The organism is uncultured Cetobacterium sp., from assembly GCF_947072685.1.
Taxonomy (GTDB): domain Bacteria; phylum Fusobacteriota; class Fusobacteriia; order Fusobacteriales; family Fusobacteriaceae; genus Cetobacterium_A.
Window position 1 is genome coordinate 1 of the sequence record NZ_CAMTIK010000005.1, and the last position, 22,664, is coordinate 22,664.

The following is a 22,664-nucleotide window of genomic DNA, read 5'->3' on the forward strand; positions in this document are numbered from 1 at the left end:
AGGACATATAGACCCCGGAGCGATGTCTTCATATTTAATAATAAAAACAATCTGTAAAAATTTAAAAGTAGGTGAGTGATGTTAGGATTTGTTATTGTGTCACATAGTAAGAGATTAGCTCATGAAGTGATAGAGCTGTGCAACGAGATGAAAAAATATGATTTCCCAGTAGTCAATGGGAGTGGGACATCAGGAGATTATTTGGGATCTGATCCAGTAATAATAGTTGAAGCAATAAAAAAAACATATGTAAAAGATGGAGTTGCGATTTTTGCTGATTTAGGGAGCTCAATTTTGAATTCAGAGTTAGCTATAGAATTTTTAGATGAAAGCTATGATAGGACGAAAATAAAAATAATGGATGCTCCATTGGTTGAGGGAGTAATAATGGCTATGGCAATAAATGATGAAAAATTAACATTGGAAGATTTGATAGAGGAGTTAAAAGGTTTTAAAACTCTAAATAAGGTATAAAATTAAAGAGGCTGATTGTTTTCAGCCTCTTTAATTTTTATGGTTATATATTTTTAATTGGTTTTGTCAATCCAATTAATACACAAGTTAGTAAAGATCCAGCAGCAACTGCGAATAGATACATTAAAGGGTTCGTAATGATAGGAAGAACAAACAAACCACCATGTGGAGCAGGTAGTTGGCATTTAAAAGCCATAGCTAGACCTCCTGCTAGAGCTGATCCAGCAATACAGCTAGGAATAACTCTAATAGGGTCTGCTGCTGCAAATGGAATAGCTCCCTCTGTAATAAATGATGCACCCATTATATAATTTGTTAAACCAGCTTCTCTTTCTTCTTGGTTAAATTTATGTTTAAAGAATGTTGTAGCAAGAGCGATACCTAATGGTGGTGTCATTCCACCAGCCATAACTGCGGCATGAGGATAGTAGTTACCTGCAGCAATAGCAGCAATACCAAATGTGAATGCAGCCTTATTTATAGGTCCACCCATGTCAATAGCCATCATACCACCAACAATAACACCTAAAAGAATTAAATTTCCAGTTCCCAAACCATTTAAAAAATTAGTTATACCAGAGTTTAAAGCAGCAACAGGAGATATAACCACTAAATACATTAAAACACCAGTTATTAAAATACCGAAAAGAGGATAAAGTAGAACAGGTTTAATCCCTTCTAATTTTTCAGGTAATTTAGAAAATAGTTTTTTTAATAAAACTACAACGTAACCCCCGATAAAGCCTCCTACGAGCCCACCAAGAAATCCGCCACCATTGTTAGCTGAGATAAGTCCACCAACCATTGCAGGAGCAAATCCAGGTCTATCAGCGATACTCATACCTATAAATCCAGCTAAAACAGGAACCATTAAGAAAAATGCATTTCCGCCACCTATATCCATAAGAAGTTTAGCTATCGGACTAAAAGTAGAATCAGTAGGATCAGATGCTTTTATACCGAAGATGAATGATATAGCGATTAAAATTCCACCACCAACAACAAAAGGAAGCATGTTAGATACACCACTCATAAGGTGTTTGTAGAACCCTTTTCTTTCACTTCCAGAAGATGATTTTGCCGTTTCTTTAGAAGAGTATATTTGTGCTTTTTGATCTAAAGCGTTTTGAATTAGTTCTTGAGGTTTTTTAATACCATCTTTAACACCTACAATTTCAACATGCTTACCACTAAATCTAGCCATTTCAACATTTTTATCAGCAGCTATAATAATACCTTTAGCATTTCTTATATCCTCATCTGTAAGTTGATTTTTAACACCAGTAGATCCATTAGTTTCAACTTTTATATGGACTCCCATCTCTTTAGCTTTTTTGTTTAAAGCTTCAGCAGCCATATATGTATGTGCAATACCTGTAGGGCAAGCTGTTACAGCTAGGACATCAAAAGTTTTATTCTCTGAGGATACAAGTGTTTCACCAATTTTTTCCTCTTTTAAAAGAATGTCTAAAACTTCTTGTTCAGATTTAACTTGAAGCAGTTGCTCTCTTATATCGTCATCTAAAAGTAATGAAGAAAGTTGTGAAAGAGTCTCGATATGAGAATCAGTAGCGTTAGCAGGTGCCGCAATCATGAAAAATAGAGTAGAGGGCTCTCCATCTAAAGAATCGTAATCAATTCCACTCTTAGATAGTCCAAACGCAACTGTAGGTATTTTTACAGAATCAGATTTCCCATGTGGAATAGCAATTCCCTCTTCAAGACCTGTAGAACTTTGTTCTTCTCTTTTTAAAATTGTTTTTTTAAACTCTTCTTTATTGTTTAATCGCCCATTAACATATAGAATTTCTACAAGTTCATCAATAACATCGATCTTATTTTTAGCTTTTAAATTTAACTTGATACAGTTTTTAACTAACATTTTTTCTAGCATTACATTCCTCCAATTTCATATTTTCGTATTTCTATTTCCTTCAATAAATTTTTTGTTGTTTCAAATTTTGCAAGCCCTCTAGAGAAAGCGGTAGCACTACCGGAAGCAATACCATATTTATAGCATTTTTCTAACTCGAAATTATTATTCAGACCATATATAAATCCACCAATCATAGAGTCGCCAGAACCGTTAGAACTAATTAACTCCCCTTTGGGAACACCAGCTATATATACAGAATCCTCTGTGATAAAGATAGAGCCTTTTGCTCCAAGTGAAATAAGTACATTTTGAGCACCTAGAGTTTGCAATTTTTTTCCGGCGTGAATAAGTTCTTCGGTTGTTGAAAAGTTAGTTTTAAAGAATTCATTTATTTCGTCTTGATTTGGTTTAATTAGAAAAACTCCTTTTTTTAAAGCTTTTTCAAAAGGTTCACCACGAGTGTCAAGAATAACTTGAACCCCTTCAGCAAGAGAATCAATGATATCGCTATAAATTGAAGTGGGTAAAGATGTTGGAACACTCCCGGATAAAGAAAGAATATCTCCTTTTTTTAGATTTTTTTTTAAATACTCAAGAAGTTCAGAAACACTTTTAGCTTCAATAGTAGGAGAAGTCCCAGCAATTTCACTTTCTAGTCCGTGGTTGTTGATTTTGATATTTATTCTAGTGTCCTCTTTAACTTTGAAGAGTTTTGTTTTTATGTCATCAGCTTTTAAACTTTCCTCGATAAAAGTACCTGTGAATCCACCAATAAACCCTAAGCAAATTGATTCAGTATTATAGTTTTTTAAAATTTTGGAAACATTTATTCCTTTTCCGCCAGGAAGTTTATATGTTTCTTTGGGGATATTTAAATCTCCTTCAACAAAGGACTCGAAAGATAAAAAGTAGTCCAATGCAGGATTTAAAGTCAATGTATAGATCATTTGGTTACCTCCACTTTTGTTAATTGATAGTATTCTTTTGGAAGAACTGAATCAGTAATCAGAGTTCCCACTCTCAATGAGGAGAAATTGATAAAGCTATTTTTTTCAAATTTTGAATTATCACAAAGAAAAAAAATGTTATTTCCTCTGGAAATAGCTTGACTTTTAACCATGGCCTCCTCAGAATCAGGAGTACTATAACCATCTAAATTAAAAGCGTTAGCTCCAATAAAAACACAGTCAAAATTAAATGTTTTCAAATATTCAACGGCAGAAAATCCAGTTGTACAACTTGTTTTACTTTTGATTTTCCCGCCAATAAGATAACTTTCAATTTCGTAGTTTTCAAGCTCTTCAATTAAATTTAATCCATTAGTGACTACTTTTAAATTAAGTGCTTTTAAGTACTTTATCATTTCTAAAGTAGTAGTACCAGCATCTAAAAATATACATGAGTCATTTTGAATAAAAGATACAGCTAGTTTAGCAATTTTTTCTTTTTCAGTTCTATTGATATTTTTTCTATATTGGATATTGAAATCCTTTGAAATATTTGAAGAAATATTTAAAATAGCTCCGCCATGTACCCTCTTTAATAATTCTTTTTTTTCAAGAGAGGATAGATCTCTTCTAGCGGTCGCCTCAGATATATTGAGAAGCGTAACTATTTCTTTTATTTTTATGCTTTCTTTTTGTTTTAAAAGTTCTAAAATAGAATTTTCTCGTTCTATATTTAACAAATTAATCACCACTTTCTTTATGAAATTATATTATCATAGTGTAGAATAAAAATCAATCATTTTCTTTCAAAAACAATCAAAACAAGTCACGGATAATTATTTAGAGGAATTTAAAGGAATTTTTAGGATAAAATATAATATAAAATGAGGAGGTATTTTATGATGGAAAAATTAGATTTTACAGATAAAATAATAGGAAAAGAAAAATATTTTAATTCAGCTGTGCTTGTTTTAGTTGTGGAGTTAAAGAATAAATTTTATATTTTATTTCAAAAAAGAGCCAAAGGAGTCAGACAGGGTGGAGACATCTCTTTTCCTGGTGGGAAAGTAGAGCAGGGTGAAACAAGTTTAGAAGCGGCCTTAAGAGAATGTTATGAAGAGGTCGGATTATCAGGGGAGAGAATTGAAGTTAAAGGGAAACTAGGAACTTTAATAATTCCTTCTGGGATTTTGGTTGAAGCTTTTTTGGGCTTTATTAAAATGGATGATTTAAATGATTTGAATATAAATGAAAAAGAGGTTGAGGAGTGTTTTTTAATACCTTTAGATTTTTTTAAAACAACTGTTCCAAGAATAGAGAAATTAGAAGTAGAAACAAAACCATACTATGAAGATAATGGAATAAGATATTACTTTCCGGCAAAGGAGTTAAACTTGCCAGAGATGTATCATATTCCATGGAAAAGTCCACCTAGAGAGGTGTATATGTATATATATCAAGATAGAGTTATCTGGGGAATAACTGCTGAAATAGTTAAAGAGGTCTTAAAGTATGTATAAAAAAAGAGACTGATTTTTTTCAGGCTCTTTTTTATTTTTTTTAGATATTTAAAAAATAGATTTTATACTTTGTAGAAAAATAGTAACTGCTAAAAGATCGGCTGCTCCACCGGGACTAATTCTTTTTTCAGAGTATCTCTTTTCAATCTCCTTTAAAAGGGAGATATCTAAAGATGTATTTTGAAAATTAGAGTGAAGTTCCATAGCTTCGGATTTAACACTATTTAAAATATCAATATCGTGTCTGTGTAAAATAGTGGTATCTTCTAAAGAACTCATAAGAAAAATTAGAGTCCTTATCATAGCAGAGTTTACATTTTTTTCCTTTAAAATTGAACTCTCAAATATGTCGATAGCTTCATTAAAGATAATATTTAGACCTTTTTTTACAATTCCTCTCACACCGACAATTCCATGATTTAAAAAAAGTTTTTCTCCATGAGTTAGAGTGGTTTTGGATTTTATATTCTCAAAATCTTTTAAGATATCTTTGCACATCTCTGAGATTAAATTCGAAATATTTTCAAATTTAAGATTTTCAAATTTAGCTTTAGAAGACATAGCAACAGATATTCCCATTAGAAAAATCATTCCCTTATGCGTATTAACATTTTTAGTAGCTTGAAACATCTCTTCTTCAGATATTTTACCCATATATCTAATTTTTTTGAAAATTAAATCTAGAGGAAGAGGAGAGTAACCTGCTTTTGAAACATCTTTTAAGTAGGGACTCATAGCAAAACTACTGTCTAAAAAGGTAAAGAAATCCATATCTTTGTGTGCACCTTGAGTTAGAGGTGAAACAAGACCAAAAGATGGAGAGGCTGACACCTCCAAAACAATAGATTTCAATGCTTTATTGGATAAAAAATTAGATAGAGTCTCTTGAGCCTCTAAAATTTTTAAATTTTGTTCGTATTTTTGTTGGATGATATCTTGTAGTTCTTTATGTGAATGTGCTCCAGTTCGACCACAAATAAAAGCCATATTATTACAGATAAGACATTTTCTTTTTTCTCCACCTAAATCTGTTCTTGAAAAAGCATAACCATTTTCATCAAATATATCAATATCAACACATCTACCAAGAGTATGATTTTCCTCTAGCGACATGGCAATTCTTTTAAGCTCAAGACCTAAACAATCGATTGAAAATATATATGTAGGGCCCTCTATTGAAGAAATATGCTCAGTCGTAAGAATATCGGTATTGAAAATTTCCAAAATCTCTTTTTTAATAGTTTCAACAATAGCCTTAGGAATAAAGTTATTCTTATCTTCCCCGGGGTAATTAGCTCTTAAAACTAGAATTGGTTTTTTAAATTTATTTATAATAGAGTTTTGAATTTCAACTCTTTTTTCTCTCATTAATAAGAACTCTTCTAAATTAAACATAAATTTTAGTGAACAGAACTAGAATTTTTTATTCTGTCTGTAATCTCCTTTCCTTTTTCGGATTGCAAGAACTCTAAAGTTGTAGCAGGAACAATTTTTGAAATTTCATCCCAGTTCCCATCCTTTAATAATTCACGAACATTTGAGGCACTTATAGCAACTTTATCATTTTCTTTTCTAGGTATAATATATACATTCAATCCGAACTCTTTAAAAGTTTCTATCATAGTTTGGTTATATCTATTTGTAATTTCACAAAATGGTTCTTCACCAACAAATCTAGTAGAAATATTGAGTTTTTTACAAAAATGTTCAGCGGTAATTCTTGTGTCAAGTTTCATAAACTCAGTTAGAGAATCATCCTCTTTTCGAAGAAAATAATTGGGAAAAGTTGCTGATGAAATAACATATTTAGAACTTGGAAGAACAGTGACATTTTGTAAATGAGAAGTTCCTTTTTTTACGAGATCAATTCTATCTACAAATGGAAAAGATGATTTATCCTCTTCGACAACTAAAACTAAAATATTATCCATCTCTTGGGAAGCTTTTTCTATAAGGTATAGATGTCCCAACGTAAACGGATTACAATTCATAATTAACAAACCGTTACTTGAATTATCAGACCAATTTAAACTAGTTTTTATATTTGCAATAGTTTTATCAATAGAGTTTAAACCAATCTCTAAAAGGGCAACTTTATCAGTTTTGCTGATAGGTTTAAATCCAACCCCTTTGAAAATATTTTCATTGGATGGTTTTGTAAAAACAAATGAATGAAAAATACCTTGGTCAAAAGATTTATTTAAAAGCGTTGTAACCAGAGTGTTAGTAACACCTTCTCCCCTCATCGAGTCGTCTATTGCAAAACATTTAATGATATCTTTTCCTTTTGATGCGGTAGCAACGATTTCTTCATCCTTTCTTATAACTAAGGAGCAATCAATTGTTTCGTCAAAACTTAGATCAAACTTTTTTAAAAAAGATTTCAGTTCGTTTTTTTGATAATTACTATTTAAATTTATCGTTTCTATATTCATTACTGTTGAACAACTCCCTCTTTAATAATCTGTAATTTGTTGGTTATATCTTCGATATATTGTGTAAAGATACTTTGAGATTCAGTGAGAATCTCACTCTTAGAAAGAGTATACACAGTATAAGATTTATTATTTTCTATCCAAGAATCTTTTTCAATAGATTTTTGGATTAACTGCGTTGCAGTGTAGTCCATTAAATCAGAAAGAGCAGGAGATAGAACTTTTTTAATATGTGGATCTGCAGGTACTAAAAAGGATTTGAAAATAATCGCTTCCTCCGTTAGAATTTTATTCTTTAATTTGTCTTTTGCTTCTTTAGAAGCTTTTCCTTTGGCAATTAGGGCACCACTGCTACCTATTTTAGATGAACCAATAGCCAAAATTTCATTTTCAGAATCAAAAGATGAGGTTATTCTATCGGCATTTTCAGATGTAGACATAGGGTTTTGTAGCTCGGGTAGGTTAGTACATCCGAATAATAAAAATAAAAAAATAGTTGAAATAATTTTTTTTAACATAAAATCCCCCCTGTAAATTTTGTAGACTAAAGACTTGGAACAAAACCAAGTATTTTAATCTCTTCATCATCCAATTTTTCCAAATCTAAAGAGTCTATAGAACTAAAAAAAAGATTCTCTTTTATTTGGTAGGACGAGGTGTTAATTTTACTTTTAGTTAAAATGTAGGTGATATCTCCAGGACTATTTATTTCATTGGGATATTTAGAAAGAAGGTACAATCTGTTATGATTGACTTCTGTAGTATTTATAATAAACCAATCACAATTTTGTAAAGCTAGAATTATCTCTTCAGATAAAGGAGATAAAATATAGCTTATATTTTGAGTATCTGTAAAAAAAGTGTTTAAATTTTGAAAAATTATAGGTTTAACATACTCACCGAAAATTTTTTTTAAACCTAATAAAGAGATAGAATCTTGAATAATAGCAACAGAAAGAGTGTCTTCTAACTTTCTACAAAAGGAGATTATCTCAGTATAAAAACTTTGAACTTCGTTGGCAGATAAATTGGAGAAAGTAGCTAATTTTTTGAAGATAAAAGCTTCTCTTTCAGGTACGTAAACTCTAGCATTTGTTCGCAATTTATTCAAGCCAACTTTATGAACTAAATCCATTCGTTTTAAAATTAACTCTATGATATTTTTATCAACTTCGTCAATTTTTTCTCTTAAATTAGTAAGATTAGTTGTAATTTTAATCACCCATCCTATGAACATTATTAATACATATTTTATAATATAAAGGTATCAAAATCAAATAAATATTGAAATATAGTGAAAAATCTTATAAAATTAGGTATTGAAATATTTTATTAAATAAAGTTTCGGGAGGAAAATTATGAAGTTTTTTTCTTTGAATAAAAAAAAGTATGCGACTTTGACTGTTAAAGAAAATAAATCTAAAGATGAGCAAGGTACAGAAAGAGAAGAAAAAGTTATAAAAAAAACAAAAATCACAGGGCTTTGGGAAAAATGTCCAGAGTGTCATGAGATTATTTACAAAAATGATATTGAACAAAATTTACAAAGATGTCCACATTGTGATTATTACTTTGCTATGAGTGCGAAAGAGAGAATCTCTCTTTTAATAGACAAAGAAACTTTTCAAGAGATGGATGAGAATTTAACTTCGGAAAATCCTTTAGATTTTCCAGGATATACAGAAAAATATAAAAATGCTATGGATAAGACCGGATTACTTGATGGAGTAGTAACTGGAATAGGAAATGTTTTTGGGATTAAAGTGAGCATAGCGGCTATGGATTTTGATTTTCTAGGTGGAAGTATGGGATCTGTTGTAGGAGAAAAAATAACAAGAGCTATCGAAAGAGGTATTGAACTTAAAATTCCTGTAATTATTGTAGCTTCCTCAGGAGGAGCAAGAATGCACGAGGGAATATTATCTCTTATGCAGATGGCTAAAACATCAGCAGCTTTAGAAAAATTAAGGGAAGCAGGACAAATATTTATATCTATACCAGTAAATCCAACAACAGGTGGAGTTACAGCCTCTTTTGCAATGTTAGGGGATATCATTATGACAGAACCAGATGCTTTGATTGGATTTGCAGGTCAAAGAGTAATAGAGCAAACTATAAAACAAAAACTTCCTCACGGATTTCAAAGAAGTGAATTTTTACAAGAGTGTGGGATGATAGACATTATTACTAAAAGAGAATATATGAAGGAAAAACTTCATCTAGTTTTAGGAAATATAGTATAGAACTTGAGGAAAGGAGAGTGAAATGAAGTTTAGTAATGAAATTTTAGATTTAGAGAACAAGATATCGGAATTAATAAATTTTTCTAAAGAAAAGAAAATTGATTTGAGCTCAGAAGTAGAAAAACTTAGTAGAGAAAGAGATGAACTGTTAAAGATATCATATGCTGAAATGACTGACTGGGATAGAGTTTCTATAGCTCGACACCCTGAAAGACCATATACATTGGACTATATAGAGAATATGACAACCGATTTTATAGAGTTACATGGAGATAGATTATGTAAAGATGACGCAGCTATTGTAGGTGGTCTTTGTAAAATTGAGGGGCAAAAAGTCATGATTATTGGGCACCAAAAAGGAAGAACAATAGAGGAAAATATATTTAGAAATTTTGGAATGGCTAGTCCAGAAGGATATAGAAAAGCTTTAAGACTTTTTAAAATGGCAGAAAGATTCTCTTTACCTATTGTAAATCTAATTGATACAGCTGGAGCATATCCTGGTATAGAAGCTGAAAAGCATGGTCAAGGAGAAGCAATAGCAAGAAACTTAATGGAGATGTCTGGATTAAAAGTTCCTGTGATATCAGTTGTTATAGGAGAGGGCGGATCTGGTGGAGCGCTAGCTCTAGGAGTGGCAGACAAAGTATATATGCTAGAAAATGCAGTATATTCTGTAATTTCTCCAGAGGGATGTGCGGCTATTTTATACAAAGATTCATCGATGGCACCTGAAGCTGCGAATAACTTAAAAATATCAGCTAAAAGTTTACAGAGTTTAGGAATAATTGATGGAATAGTAAAAGAACCTTTAGGAGGAGCACACAGAGATTATAAGTGTGTAGCAAATGACCTGAAAAGTGTTATTTTATCATCACTTTTAGAGTTATTAAAATTAGATGTAGATACTTTGTTAAAAAATAGATATAATAAATTTAGGAAAATGGGAAGTTTTTTAGAAAAAACAATTTAACTATATTTTTATAGAAAGTGTCGGAGGTGTTTATTGTAGTTATGAAAAGAATAGCAATTTTAACGAGTGGTGGAGATGCCCCAGGAATGAATGCCGCTGTAAGAGCCGTAACTAAGGTAGCGTTGTCAAAAGGAATGGAAGTATTTGGAGTAAAAAGAGGATACTTAGGAATGCTTCATGATGAAATATTCCAAATGAATGGAAGTCATGTATCTGGAATTATTGATAGAGGTGGAACGGTTCTTTTAACAGCAAGATGTTTAGAGTTCAAAGATTCTAAGTTCAGAGCTATAGCAGCAGAAAACTTAAAAAAAAGAGGAATTGAAGGGATAGTTGTGGTAGGTGGAGATGGTTCATATAGAGGAGCGGACTTACTATCAAAAGAACACGGTATTAAGGTTGTAGGATTACCTGGAACTATAGATAATGATATCATAGGAACAGACTACACAATAGGATTTGACACTTGTTTAAATACAATTTTAGATGCTATGTCTAAACTAAGAGATACAGCAACATCACATGAAAGAACGATTTTAATGGAAGTTATGGGAAGACATGCTGGAGATCTAGCTCTCCATGCAACATTGGCAGGTGGAGGAGATGGAATACTTATTCCAGAAATAACAGAGCCAATTGAGATGCTTGCATACCAAATAAAAGAGAGAAGAAGACAAGGGAAACTACACGATATAGTTCTGGTTGCAGAAGGTGCTGGAAGTGTATTTGAGATAGAAAAACAGCTTAAAGAGATAGTGACAACAGAGGTTAGAAGTGTAGTTTTAGCCCATGTTCAAAGAGGTGGAACTCCTTCTGGATTTGACAGAGTTTTGGCAACAAAAATGGGTGCTAGAGCTGTAGAGATTCTTGAGTCTGGAGAAGGTGGAGTAATGGTTGGTATTGAGAGCAATGAACTTGTAACTCATCCAATATCTTTTGCTTGGGAAGGAACTAGAAAATACGATATTAAAAAAGATTATGAATTAGCTTTAACACTTTGTAAATAGGAGTTGATAACCGATGATTACAGTTTTAGATGTTGTTAGAAAAGAAAGAAGAAAAAATAAGATTAAAAGAGATATTGAAGATAACGATAGAAAAGTTAGAGACAATAGAAAAAGAGTGGATCTTTTGACGAACTTAAAAGAGTACTTAAAGCCAGGAATGAGTTATGAAGAGATCATTGATATCATAGAAAATATGAAAGGTGATTATGAGGATAGAGTGGATGATTATATTATAAAGAACGCTGAGCTAGGAAAAGAAAGAAGAGAAATTTCTAAAAGTATAAAGGAAATTACTAGAAATTTAGCTCCTAAAATGCTTCCAGTTGAGAAAAAGTAAAAGGAGAAACAATGGCAACTAAATCACTAGAAATATTGATAGATGAATTTAATAGACTTCCTGGAATTGGAAGGAAAAGTGCAACAAGACTAGCTTTTCATGTTTTAGAAATGTCAGAACAAGAGGTTGAAAGGTTTTCAAGTGCTTTGAAATCAGTGAAGGAAACTGTTAAAAGATGCTCTATTTGTGGAAATTTCAGTGAGGAAGATATCTGTGAAATATGTAGAGATGAGTTTAGAGAAAAAGATATAATCTGTGTTGTAGAGGATAGTAGAGATATTATTCCTCTGGAAAAAACGAACAGATACAAAGGGAAGTACCATGTTTTAAATGGAAAGATTGATCCTTTAAATGGTATGACTCCTGATAAATTAAACTTGAAGCCTTTGCTTGAAAGAGTGGCAAAAGAGGAGATAAAAGAGATTATACTTGCTTTAAATCCGGATTTAGAAGGAGAAACAACAGGGTTGTATTTAACAAAACTTTTAAAACCATTTCAGGTAAAAATAACAAAGATAGCCAGTGGAATTCCCATGGGAGGAAATATTGAGTTTGCGGATGTAGCTACAATATCAAGAGCCTTAGATGGAAGACAAGAGATGTAAAAAAAGTCGGATTTTGATCCGACTTTTTTTTATCTATTTTTTAATTCAAAAATACTTTTTTCTAAGCAGTCCAATGTGAATCTGACTCTATCTTCACGGGCATTTTCACCCATATGTCCGATTCTTACAACAGAACTACTCAAAGGACCATAAGACCCAGAGAGTAATATGTTATATTTTTCTCTCATATGAGTTATAAGCTCTGCAGGTGTTATTCCAACAGGAGGAAGGAAAGCTGTGACTGTAGGAGAAAAATTCTCTTCAAGATATAAAGAGCACCCAATATTATTTAACTTCTCAATACAGAGATCCCTCATCTCCAAATGTCTATCAAAAACTCTATAGACAGTTTCTGATAGAAGGTTATCAACCGCTGTTCCAAAACTTATGATATCACTTGCAGGCATAGTATAAGGAAAAACTTTTTTCTCTTCAATATTTTTCCAAAGTAAAAGATTGCAGTAGAAAGATGGAATAGGTGAAGATCTATTTTCCATAGCCTTCCAAGCGTCGTCACTCACTGCTAAGACAGTTAAACCTGGGGCAGCTGAAAACACTTTTTGTGAAGCCGATAAAGCGATATCAACGCCCCATTCGTCAGTTCTAAAATCCACTCCTCCAAGAGCTGCAACAGTGTCTACAACAGTTAAAATGCCCTTAGACTTCAATAGCTTACATATAGGAGCAATGTCGTTTAAAAGCCCACTAGGGGTATCGCAGTGAACTAAAGTTGCATATTTATAGTTTGAATCTTTATTTAAAAAATTTTTAAGAGATTCTAAATCAACACTTTTTTTCCAACTGGATTCAAACACCGTAACTTTTCCACCATAAGGTTCAATAAGTTCTTTGAAACCTTCTCCAAAGACTCCGTTGGAAATGACTAAGACACGATCTCCATTTTCAGTCAATGAAGCACATGCAGAATCCAGCCCAAGCATACCTTCTCCATTCATAATGATAATCTTAGATTTTTCCGTTCCTAAAAAGTTTGAAAGTCTATGGCAAACAAATCTGTAGTAAGATAAAAAATCAGAATCTAAATCGGGATTTCCAAAAACTTTACTTCTAGCATGAAGAACATTACCTGAAACGGTAGTAGGTCCAGCAGTCATCATTAAATAGTTTGGTCTGTAGAATAACATTTTTAACTCCTCCTTGATAATTTATTTTTTACAAGAAAAATAACTAACTCTATATGTCAATATAGTTGATTTAAAACTTTTTGTCAAAGAATATGAGGAGTTTTTAAAACCGGTAACTCCAGTTTTTTTAAGATGTTTTAATGCATCTATAGGGGAATTAAACTTCAATACAAACTCTTCGGTTTCATATTTTATATCTGAATAATATCTGTTCAAAACAGTCAAGATTTCACTACAACTTAAATAGTTGAGCGAAATTCCAAAATGCTGAAAAATTTCAATTAAATTACCTTTAGAATAGATAGAGAAAATTAATTCGGGCGAATTTTCAGAAATTCGTTTGATTAAATTTTCAAAATTATCAACCCATTGAAAAGCTGAGCTTGAAAGTACGAGGGAATACTTCTCTAACTTTAAATTTTCCATATCTTCAATAAAAAACTTATTGTAGGAAAATTCAGAAAAATATTTGGCTGTGTCAAAGATATCATTTAAATCCAGAATATTGAAATTTAAATTATTATAAAATGTTTTGGTGAAAACTCCAGTTCCACAACCTAGTTCAAGAATAGATTGATATTTTTTACTACAATCTATAAAACTAAATAATTTTTCAGCAACTTTTTTTTGAGTGATAGCATTTTGGTCATAATTTATAAATTGTTTATTAAAATTCATTTGTTTCACTAATAATATTCCTCCAGCTAATAAAAGATTTAAATGGATAATGTTCACACTCCAAACGAATCACGTGTGAATTCTCATTTTGATAAAATTTCGATTGTTTAGAATAAGGGATAATTCGATCCATTTTTCCTAAAAAAACTTTGTCGAAAGATATATGTCTAGTTGGTTGATTTTCAAGGATATAAAGCAGCTCATCTTCAAGTTTTTTCAAATCTATTTTTTCTTTGAAGAGGTCTCTAGGAGCACCCATATTATCATAAAATTTCAGTATATTTTCATTGGAGATAGTTTTTAGTGTGAGAGTGAACATCTTTGGAGATATACCAAATCTTCCAATAATATATGGTGTTCCATTAATGGCAATGGAAGAACATTTTAAATTAGGATTTTCTAAAATAAATTTAGAAGCGTAAAAAACTCCAAAAGACCAACCGACAACAAATATTTTTTTAAAATCTGAAAAATTAATATGACTTGTAGAATAAGGGAAACTTAAACATTCTAATTTATACCCCTTTTCTAAATAGAGGTGGTCAATAGTATTTTTATCCATTCCCCATCCATTAAAAAATATTATTAATTGCATAGTTTAACTCCTCAAAAAAATTAATTATATCATTTTCAGAAATGTTGGGAGAAAGTCCAAGTCTTATTCTTGATGTTCCTTTGGGAACTGTGGGTTCTTTAACTCCATATACAAAATATTTTTTAGAATTTAAGTGGTCTATAATTTTGTCAAGTTTAGAATTATTTCCAATTATTATTGAAATAATATGAGTTGTTGATAAAGTTTTCATATTATATTTTTCTATAAGACTATGTGAAAGCTCTGTGAGTTTCTTTAGTTTTAATTTTCTATTGTAAAAAGTATTCATATGTTCAAGTATGAATAGATTCCAAGCTGTGTTAATAGGTGGTAAAGCTGTTGTATATATGAATTTTCTGCCTCTATTGACGATGTAATCTTTATACAATTGATCACAAATTAGATATGAACCAGTTGAGGCACCACCTTTTCCGAGAGGGATGGTGAGGAAATCTACGTGTTCAACAGAATCCATTTCATGGCATATTCCAAAGGAATGAACAGCAAAAGAGTGAGCTTCATCTATCATAAGTAAAAAATTAAACTCTTTTTTTAAATCAATAAGTGCTTTTAAATCGACACAGTCACCATCCATGCTATATATAGTTTCAGAAATAACTAGAATGGTATCATATTTTTCTAAATTTTTAACTAAGATTGAACGCAGATGATCTAAATCAAGATGTCTATATCTTAAAAGAGTAGCGCCGCTATGAATAATGCCATCGTGTATGCTGGCATGATTTAGTTTATCGCTTATAACCAATGTGTCACTATTACAAAACGTTTCAATGACACAGCAGTTACAATCAAAACCACTATTGAATAAAAGTCCTGATTTTTTATAAATGAGCTCAAGTTTATTTTCTAACTTTTCTATAAGAGGGTAAGTACCACTTATAAGTCTAGAAGAACTAGAGGTAAGAGGTAAATTCTTAGCGCTATTATAAAAATTTTGAATAAGACAGGAGTCAGTTCCTAATCCCATATAGTCATTGGATGACAGGTTTACAGAAGTATTATCAATAGTTTTTAAAACTCTAAAACAATTTTTATTTTTGAAGTCATTTAATTCTTTTATAATTTTTTCTTTTAACATAATTAATCACCTAAGAAATATTATACATAAAAAGTAAAAAAAAAGCCATCGAAAGGTACTAAGTGTATTTTTTGTAAAGCTAGATTTAAAAATATAATGTGCATTTTTTATAATTGTTGCATTTTAATTTGCTAAATGCTATTATTTGTTTAATAAAATTAGATACAACATATAATTAAAGTGTACATCAATTTGAAAGGAGTTAATATGAAATTAACAGAGAGGCAAAAAGAAATAGTTGAAATAATAAAAAAACATGGACCTATAAAGGGTGACGATATAGCAAAGATGATATATATAACAAGATCAGCATTGAGAACTGATTTTTCTATTTTAAAAAAAATGTCAATTATAAAATCTAAACAAAAGGTTGGATATACATATAATGAAGCATTTGTAGAATCTAGTAATAAAACACTAGTAAAACATATAATGGGTGTACCGATAACAATAGATGAGAGCTACTCCGTTTATAAAACAGTTCTATTGATGTTTGAAAAAGATATAGGGACAATTTTTATAACAAAAGATGGGAATCTATCAGGAATAGTTTCTAGAAAAGATTTACTTAGAATAGCTATTGGTAAAAGGGATATTGAACAAATTCCAATAAATTTAATAATGACAAGAATGCCTAATATAGTATTTTCAACAGAGGATGAAACAATAGAGGATTGTGTAAAAAAAATTATAGAGCATGAAATTGATTCTGTACCTGTTGTCAGAATTATGGAGAGAAATGGGAAAGAGACCAATAAAGTGGTTGGAAGATTTACTAAAACTAATGTAAGTAAATTATTACTTGATATTTTAGAAAATAAAAATAAAAAAGATTAAGAAAGCAGGGGATAAAGATGAAAAATATATATATATTCAATGAGAGCTATGGATTAAATAAAATGATTTTAGGAGGTAAAGGGGCCAATTTAGTTGAGATGCAAAGAATAGGGCTGCCAATTCCTAATGGTTTAATAGCAACGACAACAGCTTGTAAAAATTATTTTAAAAATGAAAATACTTTGACTGACGAGATGTTAAAAGAGATATCTGGAGGAATAGAAAAACTTGAAATTGAAACAGGGAAAACATTTGGTGGTGAAAACCCTTTATTAGTTTCAGTGAGATCAGGAGCTCCTGTATCTATGCCAGGAATGATGGATACAATACTAAATTTAGGATTAAATGACTCCACTGTGGAGAGATTAATAAAAAAAATAGGGAACGAAAGATTTGCTTATGATATATATATTAGATTTATAGAGATGTTTTCTGAAATTGTAAAGGAAGTAGAAAAGGAAAAGTTTCACTCTTTAAAAAATAGCATGAAAGGTAAATCTTATAAAGAAATTATAGAAAGCTATAAACAATTGTATAAGGTTGAAACTGGAGAAGATTTTCCAGATGAACCTGAAAAGCAAGTTGTTATGGCAATTGAGTCGATTTTTAGATCTTGGAATAATGAAAGAGCAAAAATATATAGACAGATACACGGTATAAATGAGGATATGGGAACTGGAGTTGTTGTTCAAGAGATGGTTTTTGGAAACTTCAATGAACTTTCAGGAACTGGAGTTGCCTTTACAAGAAATCCATCTACAGGTGAAAATTTAATATTTGGAGAATATTTATTAGAAGCTCAAGGAGAGGATATTGTCGCTGGGATAAGAACGCCAGAGCCACTTGTAACAATGAAGGATCAGTTACCTGAAATATATGATGAGTTTGTTAAAATAGCTAATATTTTAGAGAAGCATTATGGAGATATGCAGGATATAGAGTTTACTATAGAGGATGGAAAATTATTTATACTTCAAACTAGAAATGGAAAGAGAAGTCCACATGCATCTGTAAAAATAGCGATAGATATGGTAAAAGAAGGACTTGTAGAGAAAGAGGATGCAATATTGATGGTAGATACAGAGCTTCTACCTCAGATTTTCAATGGAACATTTGAGGAGAGTGATATTGTAGGAAAAAAGTTACTAGGGAAAGGATTACCAGGTTCAGCGGGAGTAGCTGTAGGAAAAGTGGTTCTTTCCACAGAAAAAATAAAAGAGGGAGAATCTGTAATTTTAGTAAGAGTGGAGACTTCGCCGGAAGATATCAAAGGTATGAGTTTAGCTAAGGGGATTGTGACTGTTAAAGGTGGAGCGACATCTCATGGAGCAGTTGTAGCTAGAGGTATGGGAAAATGCTGTATAACTGGTTGTGAAGAGATAAAAATAGATAAAAGTGAAAGTTTCTTTACAATAAATGGTGTTGTTGTAAAGGAAGGGGATATTATATCTATAAATGGATATAATGGCGAAATTTATAAAGATGCAATCAAGTTAAAAGTTGGAGAAATAAATGGTGATTTAAAAGAGTTTTTAGAGTGGTGTAAAGAGTATAAAACACTTGAGGTTAGAATGAATGCAGACACTCCAAAAGATGTTGAGGTAGGAAGAAACTTCGGAGCAGAAGGGGTTGGACTTTGTAGAACAGAGCACATGTTTTTTGAGGATGAAAAGATATGGAATGTGAGAGAGATGATTATAGCCACAACAAAAGAAGAAAGAGAGCTGGCTTTAAAAAAATTATTGGAACTTCAAAAGATAGATTTTAAAAGTATGCTATCAAAAATGGATGGATTACCAATGAACATAAGACTTTTAGATCCACCGTTTCATGAGTTTTTACCTAAAACAGAAAAGGACATAGAAAAACTAGCACTACTTTTAAAGAGATGTCCTAAAGAAATTACAGATAGAATAAAAGAATTGAAAGAGGAAAATCCAATGTTGGGTCATAGAGGGTGTAGATTAGCAGTGACATTCCCTGAGATATATGAGATGCAAGCCAGAGCAATAATTGAATCTACAATCGAATCTAAGAGAAACGGTGTAGAGTGTGAAATTGAAATTATGATACCTTTTATAGGTGGGATCAGTGAGTTTAAATATATAAAAGAAAGAATATTGGAAACAATACAAAAAGTTTTTGACCAATATAATGAGAGCATAGATTATAAATTGGGAACAATGATGGAGCTGCCAAGAGCCTGTTTAATTGCCAATGAAATTGCTGAAGAGAGTGCATTTTTCTCTTTTGGAACAAACGACTTAACTCAGACAACATATGGAATATCTAGAGATGACTCTATAAAATTTATTGATCATTACAAAGCAAAAAATATAATGAAAAGAGACCCGTTCCAATCAATAGATACCCGAGGAGTTGGAAAATTGATAGTTTTGGCAAAAGAACTTGGGAAATCAGTAAAACCTGATATAAAAATAGGTGTATGTGGAGAACATGGAGGAGATCCTAAAAGTATAGAATATTTTAATGAATTAGGATTTAACTACATAAGCTGTTCACCATTTAGAGTCCCTACAGCAATCGTGGCATCAGCACAAAGTGCAATATTAAAGAATAGAGGCATCTAGATGAATATGAAAGAGGAAGATTTAAAATATTTAAAACTTCTTTCCAAAAATTTTCCAAGTATAGATGAAACAGCAACAGAGATAATAAATTTAGAGGCAATCCTATCTTTGCCTAAAGGAACAGAACATTTTATTAGTGATATTCATGGAGAATATGAAGCTTTTAATCATGTTTTGAAAAATTGCTCGGGAGTAATAAAAGAAAAAATAGAGTTTATCTTTGGGGGAAGTATACTTGAAAAAGAGAGGAATCAGTTAGCAACAGTAATATATTATCCTAAAGAAAAGATAGAAATGATTGAAGCTTTAGGGGAAAATATGGAGCTATGGTATAAAAAAACAATAGATAGAATTTTAAAAGTTTTACAAGTGGTTTCTTCTAAATATACCCGATCAAAAGTTCTAAAAGCTATGACTAAGGACTTTTCATACATAATTCAAGAGCTTTTGTATGAAAGAGGAGAGGAGAAGAATAAAAAAGATTATGTGAAAGGCATTGTTAATACAATAATAGATATTAATAGAGGAAAAGAGTTTATAATAAACGTTTCTAATTTAATTCAAAGATTGGTTATAGATAATTTGCATATAGTTGGGGATATCTATGATAGAGGACCGTACCCACATAAAATAATGGATAGATTGATGGGGTATCACAATGTTGATATTCAGTGGGGGAATCACGATATCTTATGGGTTGGAGCGGCATGTGGGCAAAGGGCGTGTATAGCAAACGCTATTCGTATATGTTTGAGATACTCTAACAAGGAGATTTTAGAGGATGGATATGGAATAAATCTATTACCATTAGCAACATTAGCTATGGAAATATACGATCAAGACAGCTGTAGAATATTTAAACCTAAAATTAAAAGTAAAATAGATGAAAAAGATTTAGAGTTGATATCTAAAATGCATAAAGCTATTTCAATAATCCAATTTAAATTAGAGGGGGAAGTTATAATGAGAAACCCGACATTTAAAATGGAAGATAGATTGATTTTAGATAAAATAGACTCAGAAACTTATCAAGTAGATTTAAATGGAGAAAGGCATCAGTTGTTGGATGATTATTTTCCAACAGTGGAAAAAAGTATGCCATATGAGCTTTCACTTAAAGAAAAAGAAGTTATGGATGGACTTTTGAGAAGTTTTAGGAATAGTGAAAAACTCCAAGAACATATAAAGTTTATTTTGGAAAAAGGAAGTGTTTATTTAAAGCGAAACTCAAATTTATTGTTTCATGGATGTATTCCATTGGATGAAAAGGGTGGTTTTAGAGAGGTAGATATTTTTGGTAAAAAATATTCAGGAAAAAGGTTACTTGAAAAGTGTGATCAGCTATGTAGAGAGGGATATTATGATGACAAAAACACTCAGGCCAGAGATTTTATATGGTATTTGTGGTGTGGAAAAGATTCCTCTTTATTTGGAAAAGATAAAATGAAAACATTTGAAAGATATTTTTTAGAGGATAAAAGAACTCATAAAGAGATGTATGATTCTTACTATCAGTTTTCAAATACAAAAGAAACCGCCAATAGAATATTGAATGAGTTTGATATAAAGGATGGGTGTGCACATATAATAAACGGGCATGTACCTGTAAGGGTAAAAAAAGGAGAAAGACCAATAAAAGGAGAGGGAAAGCTTCTTTTAATAGATGGTGGATTTTCTAAAGCGTATCAGGATACAACAGGGATAGCAGGTTATACTTTGATTTTTAATTCGCGTGGAAAAAGACTTGTCTGTCATGAACCTTTTGAAAATTTAAAAAACACTATAGAAAAATGTTTGGATATAAAATCAACAAATGAAGTGGTGGATTATCGAGAGATTAAGTTAAAAGTAAGAGATACGGATATAGGAAAAGAATTAGAGAGTCAAGTAAAAGAGTTGAAAAAACTTTTGGATTGTTATAAAAAAGGAATTATAAAAAATAGCTGAAATTTAAAAAATTCAGCTATTTTTTGTTTTCTTAAAATGAAAGCTTAAAAAACTTGTAATTAATATAGTTTTAGTATATAATCTTTATGTAATTAGTAAAGAATATAAAGAGGTTGATATAATGATTTTTCAAAGAACAGAGCTATTGATAGGAGAAGACAATTTAATAAAATTAAAAAAATCTCACGTGATAGTGTTTGGAGTAGGTGGAGTGGGTGGATTTACCGTGGAAGCCCTGGTGAGAGCAGGTGTTGGGGAGATCACAGTTGTTGATTTTGATACAGTAGATTTAACAAACCTGAATAGGCAGATAATTGCAACTCAAGAAACTATTGGAAAAGATAAAGTTGAAGTTATTAAAGAAAGAGCGCTCTCAATAAATCCCGATATAAAAATAAACACATACAAAGAAAAGTTTTTTTATGATAAAAAAGAGGGGATTTTTTCTTTAGATAAAAGGTATGATTATATAGTGGATGCTATAGATATTGTAACTGCCAAATTAGATTTAATTATAATAGCTAAAGAATTGAATATTCCGATAATTTCATCAATGGGAACTGGAAATAAAATAAATCCAATGATGTTGGAGATAGCAGATATAAATAAAACATCTGTATGTCCGTTAGCTAAAGTGATGAGACAGGAATTAAAAAAAAGAAGAATAAATAAATTAAAAGTTATTTATTCAAGAGAATTACCTATGAAACCAAAGAGAACAGAAAATAATAGAGAGAAGCAAACTAATGTGGGAAGTATATCTTTTGTTCCTTCAGTTGCAGGATTAATAATAGCAAGTGAAGTTATCAAAGATATATGTGGTTTAAAAAATGGAGGAGGAAACTGATTATGAAAAAAATAGGAATATTTTATGGAACAACATCAGGAATAACAGCAGGAATTGTTGATGAGATAGAGTTTTATTTGAAAGGAAAAGAGTATCAAGTTTATGATGTGGCTGAAGGTGTAGAGGAGATGAAAAATCTAGAGAATTTAATTTTAGTTTCTCCTACTTATGGAGTGGGAGAGTTACAAAGAGATTGGGAAAAAACTTTTGAAGAGTTTAAAGGGATAGATTTTACTGGAAAAGTGGTTGGAATAGTAGGTGTAGGGAATCAACTAGCTTTTGGAGAGTCATACGTAGGCGCTATGAGAAAATTGTACGATGTAGTATCAAGAAAGGGAGCAACTATTGTAGGATTTACTTCAACAGAAGGGTATAGATATGAGGAAACAGAGTCTGTAATTGATGATAAATTTATAGGATTGGCATTGGATGAGAGCAACCAAGATAATGAAACTCCAGATAGAATAAAGGCTTGGGTAGAGGAGATTATGCCTAAGTTTAACTAGGA

23 protein-coding genes are annotated in these 22,664 nt (G+C 31.2%); 12 read left to right on the forward strand and 11 right to left on the reverse strand.

Annotation, left to right across the window (positions count from 1 at the left end):
* Positions 1 to 78 precede the first annotated feature (78 nt).
* Positions 79 to 474 (forward strand): dihydroxyacetone kinase phosphoryl donor subunit DhaM, encoded by a 396-nt coding sequence (dhaM, locus tag Q0V67_RS02590; RefSeq protein WP_297596769.1) that lies wholly within the window; start codon positions 79 to 81, stop codon positions 472 to 474.
* Between the two features lie 43 nt (positions 475 to 517).
* On the opposite strand, the gene Q0V67_RS02595 is transcribed toward dhaM, so the two are convergent.
* The 3 genes from Q0V67_RS02595 to Q0V67_RS02605 are packed head-to-tail and all read right to left on the reverse strand — an operon-like array spanning position 518 to position 4,037.
* Positions 518 to 2,368 carry a fructose-specific PTS transporter subunit EIIC gene (locus tag Q0V67_RS02595; RefSeq protein WP_297596770.1) on the reverse strand — a complete coding sequence of 617 codons (1,851 nt, stop codon included), beginning with the start codon at positions 2,366 to 2,368 and terminating at the stop codon, positions 518 to 520.
* The gene (pfkB, locus tag Q0V67_RS02600) at positions 2,368 to 3,297 is read right to left on the reverse strand and encodes a 1-phosphofructokinase (RefSeq protein WP_297596771.1); all 930 of its coding nucleotides are present in this window, start codon (positions 3,295 to 3,297) and stop codon (positions 2,368 to 2,370) included. The genes Q0V67_RS02595 and pfkB overlap by 1 nt, the downstream gene beginning before the upstream one ends.
* The gene (locus tag Q0V67_RS02605) at positions 3,294 to 4,037 is read right to left on the reverse strand and encodes a DeoR/GlpR family DNA-binding transcription regulator (RefSeq protein ID WP_297596773.1); all 744 of its coding nucleotides are present in this window, start codon (positions 4,035 to 4,037) and stop codon (positions 3,294 to 3,296) included. Before Q0V67_RS02605 ends, pfkB begins: the two co-directional genes overlap by 4 nt.
* Before the next feature lie 162 nt (positions 4,038 to 4,199).
* Here Q0V67_RS02605 and Q0V67_RS02610 point away from each other — a divergent pair, with 162 nt between their 5' ends.
* Positions 4,200 to 4,817, forward strand: a complete 618-nt coding sequence (locus Q0V67_RS02610; RefSeq protein ID WP_297596775.1) for a CoA pyrophosphatase — start codon at positions 4,200 to 4,202, stop codon at positions 4,815 to 4,817.
* 48 nt (positions 4,818 to 4,865) lie between these two features.
* On the opposite strand, the gene citX is transcribed toward Q0V67_RS02610, so the two are convergent.
* From citX to Q0V67_RS02630, 4 genes are read right to left on the reverse strand one after another with little or no spacing between them, the layout of a single operon-like run.
* Positions 4,866 to 6,212 carry a citrate lyase holo-[acyl-carrier protein] synthase gene (gene citX, locus Q0V67_RS02615; protein WP_297596777.1) on the reverse strand — a complete coding sequence of 449 codons (1,347 nt, stop codon included), beginning with the start codon at positions 6,210 to 6,212 and terminating at the stop codon, positions 4,866 to 4,868.
* 5 nt (positions 6,213 to 6,217) lie between these two features.
* The gene (gene citC / locus Q0V67_RS02620; protein WP_297596779.1) at positions 6,218 to 7,252 is read right to left on the reverse strand and encodes a [citrate (pro-3S)-lyase] ligase; all 1,035 of its coding nucleotides are present in this window, start codon (positions 7,250 to 7,252) and stop codon (positions 6,218 to 6,220) included.
* A complete protein-coding gene (locus Q0V67_RS02625) occupies positions 7,252 to 7,770 on the reverse strand; it encodes a hypothetical protein (protein WP_297596781.1) in 519 nt (172 codons plus the stop codon). The genes citC and Q0V67_RS02625 overlap by 1 nt, the downstream gene beginning before the upstream one ends.
* A gap of 26 nt (positions 7,771 to 7,796) precedes the next feature.
* A complete protein-coding gene (locus tag Q0V67_RS02630; protein ID WP_297596783.1) occupies positions 7,797 to 8,474 on the reverse strand; it encodes a chorismate mutase in 678 nt (225 codons plus the stop codon).
* A gap of 136 nt (positions 8,475 to 8,610) precedes the next feature.
* On the opposite strand from Q0V67_RS02630, the gene accD reads away from it, so the two are divergent.
* The 5 genes from accD to recR are packed head-to-tail and all read left to right on the forward strand — an operon-like array spanning position 8,611 to position 12,417.
* Positions 8,611 to 9,495 carry an acetyl-CoA carboxylase, carboxyltransferase subunit beta gene (accD, locus tag Q0V67_RS02635; RefSeq protein ID WP_297596785.1) on the forward strand — a complete coding sequence of 295 codons (885 nt, stop codon included), beginning with the start codon at positions 8,611 to 8,613 and terminating at the stop codon, positions 9,493 to 9,495.
* A 22-nt stretch (positions 9,496 to 9,517) separates the two neighbouring features.
* Positions 9,518 to 10,468, forward strand: coding sequence for an acetyl-CoA carboxylase carboxyltransferase subunit alpha (locus tag Q0V67_RS02640; protein WP_297596787.1), 951 nt, complete (start codon positions 9,518 to 9,520; stop codon positions 10,466 to 10,468).
* A gap of 41 nt (positions 10,469 to 10,509) precedes the next feature.
* Positions 10,510 to 11,475 carry a 6-phosphofructokinase gene (gene pfkA, locus Q0V67_RS02645; RefSeq protein WP_297596790.1) on the forward strand — a complete coding sequence of 322 codons (966 nt, stop codon included), beginning with the start codon at positions 10,510 to 10,512 and terminating at the stop codon, positions 11,473 to 11,475.
* A gap of 13 nt (positions 11,476 to 11,488) precedes the next feature.
* Positions 11,489 to 11,812 carry a DUF496 family protein gene (locus Q0V67_RS02650; protein ID WP_297596793.1) on the forward strand — a complete coding sequence of 108 codons (324 nt, stop codon included), beginning with the start codon at positions 11,489 to 11,491 and terminating at the stop codon, positions 11,810 to 11,812.
* Positions 11,813 to 11,823: 11 nt separating this feature from the next.
* Positions 11,824 to 12,417, forward strand: a complete 594-nt coding sequence (recR, locus tag Q0V67_RS02655) for a recombination mediator RecR (RefSeq protein WP_297596795.1) — start codon at positions 11,824 to 11,826, stop codon at positions 12,415 to 12,417.
* Between the two features lie 29 nt (positions 12,418 to 12,446).
* Here the strand turns inward: recR and Q0V67_RS02660 are convergent, their stop codons facing one another.
* Genes Q0V67_RS02660 through Q0V67_RS02675 form a run of 4 tightly spaced genes read right to left on the reverse strand, consistent with a single transcriptional unit; the run spans position 12,447 to position 15,934 of the window.
* Positions 12,447 to 13,562: an alanine--glyoxylate aminotransferase family protein gene (locus tag Q0V67_RS02660; RefSeq protein ID WP_297596797.1), complete on the reverse strand. Its 1,116-nt coding sequence runs from the start codon at positions 13,560 to 13,562 to the stop codon at positions 12,447 to 12,449.
* Positions 13,563 to 13,583: 21 nt separating this feature from the next.
* Positions 13,584 to 14,240, reverse strand: coding sequence for a methyltransferase domain-containing protein (locus tag Q0V67_RS02665; protein WP_297596940.1), 657 nt, complete (start codon positions 14,238 to 14,240; stop codon positions 13,584 to 13,586).
* On the reverse strand, positions 14,230 to 14,835 hold the full coding sequence (locus tag Q0V67_RS02670; RefSeq protein WP_297596799.1) for a pimeloyl-ACP methyl esterase BioG family protein: 606 nt from the start codon (positions 14,833 to 14,835) through the stop codon (positions 14,230 to 14,232). Before Q0V67_RS02670 ends, Q0V67_RS02665 begins: the two co-directional genes overlap by 11 nt.
* Entirely contained in the window at positions 14,813 to 15,934 is a 1,122-nt protein-coding gene (locus Q0V67_RS02675) for a pyridoxal phosphate-dependent aminotransferase family protein (RefSeq protein WP_297596801.1), read from the reverse strand. The genes Q0V67_RS02670 and Q0V67_RS02675 overlap by 23 nt, the downstream gene beginning before the upstream one ends.
* Before the next feature lie 207 nt (positions 15,935 to 16,141).
* Here Q0V67_RS02675 and Q0V67_RS02680 point away from each other — a divergent pair, with 207 nt between their 5' ends.
* From Q0V67_RS02680 to Q0V67_RS02700, 5 genes are all read left to right on the forward strand, one after another.
* Entirely contained in the window at positions 16,142 to 16,771 is a 630-nt protein-coding gene (locus Q0V67_RS02680) for a CBS domain-containing protein (RefSeq protein ID WP_297596803.1), read from the forward strand.
* Positions 16,772 to 16,788: 17 nt separating this feature from the next.
* Positions 16,789 to 19,362 (forward strand): pyruvate, phosphate dikinase, encoded by a 2,574-nt coding sequence (gene ppdK, locus Q0V67_RS02685; protein ID WP_297596805.1) that lies wholly within the window; start codon positions 16,789 to 16,791, stop codon positions 19,360 to 19,362.
* Positions 19,363 to 21,309: a fructose-1,6-bisphosphatase gene (locus tag Q0V67_RS02690; RefSeq protein WP_297596807.1), complete on the forward strand. Its 1,947-nt coding sequence runs from the start codon at positions 19,363 to 19,365 to the stop codon at positions 21,307 to 21,309.
* Positions 21,310 to 21,430: 121 nt separating this feature from the next.
* A complete protein-coding gene (locus tag Q0V67_RS02695) occupies positions 21,431 to 22,156 on the forward strand; it encodes a tRNA threonylcarbamoyladenosine dehydratase (RefSeq protein ID WP_297596809.1) in 726 nt (241 codons plus the stop codon).
* Positions 22,157 to 22,158: 2 nt separating this feature from the next.
* Positions 22,159 to 22,662 (forward strand): flavodoxin, encoded by a 504-nt coding sequence (locus Q0V67_RS02700; RefSeq protein WP_297596811.1) that lies wholly within the window; start codon positions 22,159 to 22,161, stop codon positions 22,660 to 22,662.
* Positions 22,663 to 22,664: the final 2 nt, after the last annotated feature.

Excerpts from the sequence above, each read along its gene's own strand:
- dhaM (WP_297596769.1), top strand. The coding sequence starts at position 79 with ATGTTAGGATTTGTTATTGTGTCACATAGTAAGAGATTAGCTCATGAA.
- Q0V67_RS02595 (WP_297596770.1), bottom strand. The coding sequence starts at position 2,368 with ATGCTAGAAAAAATGTTAGTTAAAAACTGTATCAAGTTAAATTTAAAA.
- pfkB (WP_297596771.1), bottom strand. The coding sequence starts at position 3,297 with ATGATCTATACATTGACTTTAAATCCTGCATTGGACTACTTTTTATCT.
- Q0V67_RS02610 (WP_297596775.1), top strand. The coding sequence starts at position 4,200 with ATGGAAAAATTAGATTTTACAGATAAAATAATAGGAAAAGAAAAATAT.
- citX (WP_297596777.1), bottom strand. The coding sequence starts at position 6,212 with ATGTTTAATTTAGAAGAGTTCTTATTAATGAGAGAAAAAAGAGTTGAA.
- citC (WP_297596779.1), bottom strand. The coding sequence starts at position 7,252 with ATGAATATAGAAACGATAAATTTAAATAGTAATTATCAAAAAAACGAA.
- Q0V67_RS02625 (WP_297596781.1), bottom strand. The coding sequence starts at position 7,770 with ATGTTAAAAAAAATTATTTCAACTATTTTTTTATTTTTATTATTCGGA.
- accD (WP_297596785.1), top strand. The coding sequence starts at position 8,611 with ATGAAGTTTTTTTCTTTGAATAAAAAAAAGTATGCGACTTTGACTGTT.
- Q0V67_RS02640 (WP_297596787.1), top strand. The coding sequence starts at position 9,518 with ATGAAGTTTAGTAATGAAATTTTAGATTTAGAGAACAAGATATCGGAA.
- pfkA (WP_297596790.1), top strand. The coding sequence starts at position 10,510 with ATGAAAAGAATAGCAATTTTAACGAGTGGTGGAGATGCCCCAGGAATG.
- Q0V67_RS02650 (WP_297596793.1), top strand. The coding sequence starts at position 11,489 with ATGATTACAGTTTTAGATGTTGTTAGAAAAGAAAGAAGAAAAAATAAG.
- recR (WP_297596795.1), top strand. The coding sequence starts at position 11,824 with ATGGCAACTAAATCACTAGAAATATTGATAGATGAATTTAATAGACTT.
- Q0V67_RS02660 (WP_297596797.1), bottom strand. The coding sequence starts at position 13,562 with ATGTTATTCTACAGACCAAACTATTTAATGATGACTGCTGGACCTACT.
- Q0V67_RS02665 (WP_297596940.1), bottom strand. The coding sequence starts at position 14,240 with ATGAATTTTAATAAACAATTTATAAATTATGACCAAAATGCTATCACT.
- Q0V67_RS02670 (WP_297596799.1), bottom strand. The coding sequence starts at position 14,835 with ATGCAATTAATAATATTTTTTAATGGATGGGGAATGGATAAAAATACT.
- Q0V67_RS02675 (WP_297596801.1), bottom strand. The coding sequence starts at position 15,934 with ATGTTAAAAGAAAAAATTATAAAAGAATTAAATGACTTCAAAAATAAA.
- Q0V67_RS02680 (WP_297596803.1), top strand. The coding sequence starts at position 16,142 with ATGAAATTAACAGAGAGGCAAAAAGAAATAGTTGAAATAATAAAAAAA.
- ppdK (WP_297596805.1), top strand. The coding sequence starts at position 16,789 with ATGAAAAATATATATATATTCAATGAGAGCTATGGATTAAATAAAATG.
- Q0V67_RS02690 (WP_297596807.1), top strand. The coding sequence starts at position 19,363 with ATGAATATGAAAGAGGAAGATTTAAAATATTTAAAACTTCTTTCCAAA.
- Q0V67_RS02695 (WP_297596809.1), top strand. The coding sequence starts at position 21,431 with ATGATTTTTCAAAGAACAGAGCTATTGATAGGAGAAGACAATTTAATA.
- Q0V67_RS02700 (WP_297596811.1), top strand. The coding sequence starts at position 22,159 with ATGAAAAAAATAGGAATATTTTATGGAACAACATCAGGAATAACAGCA.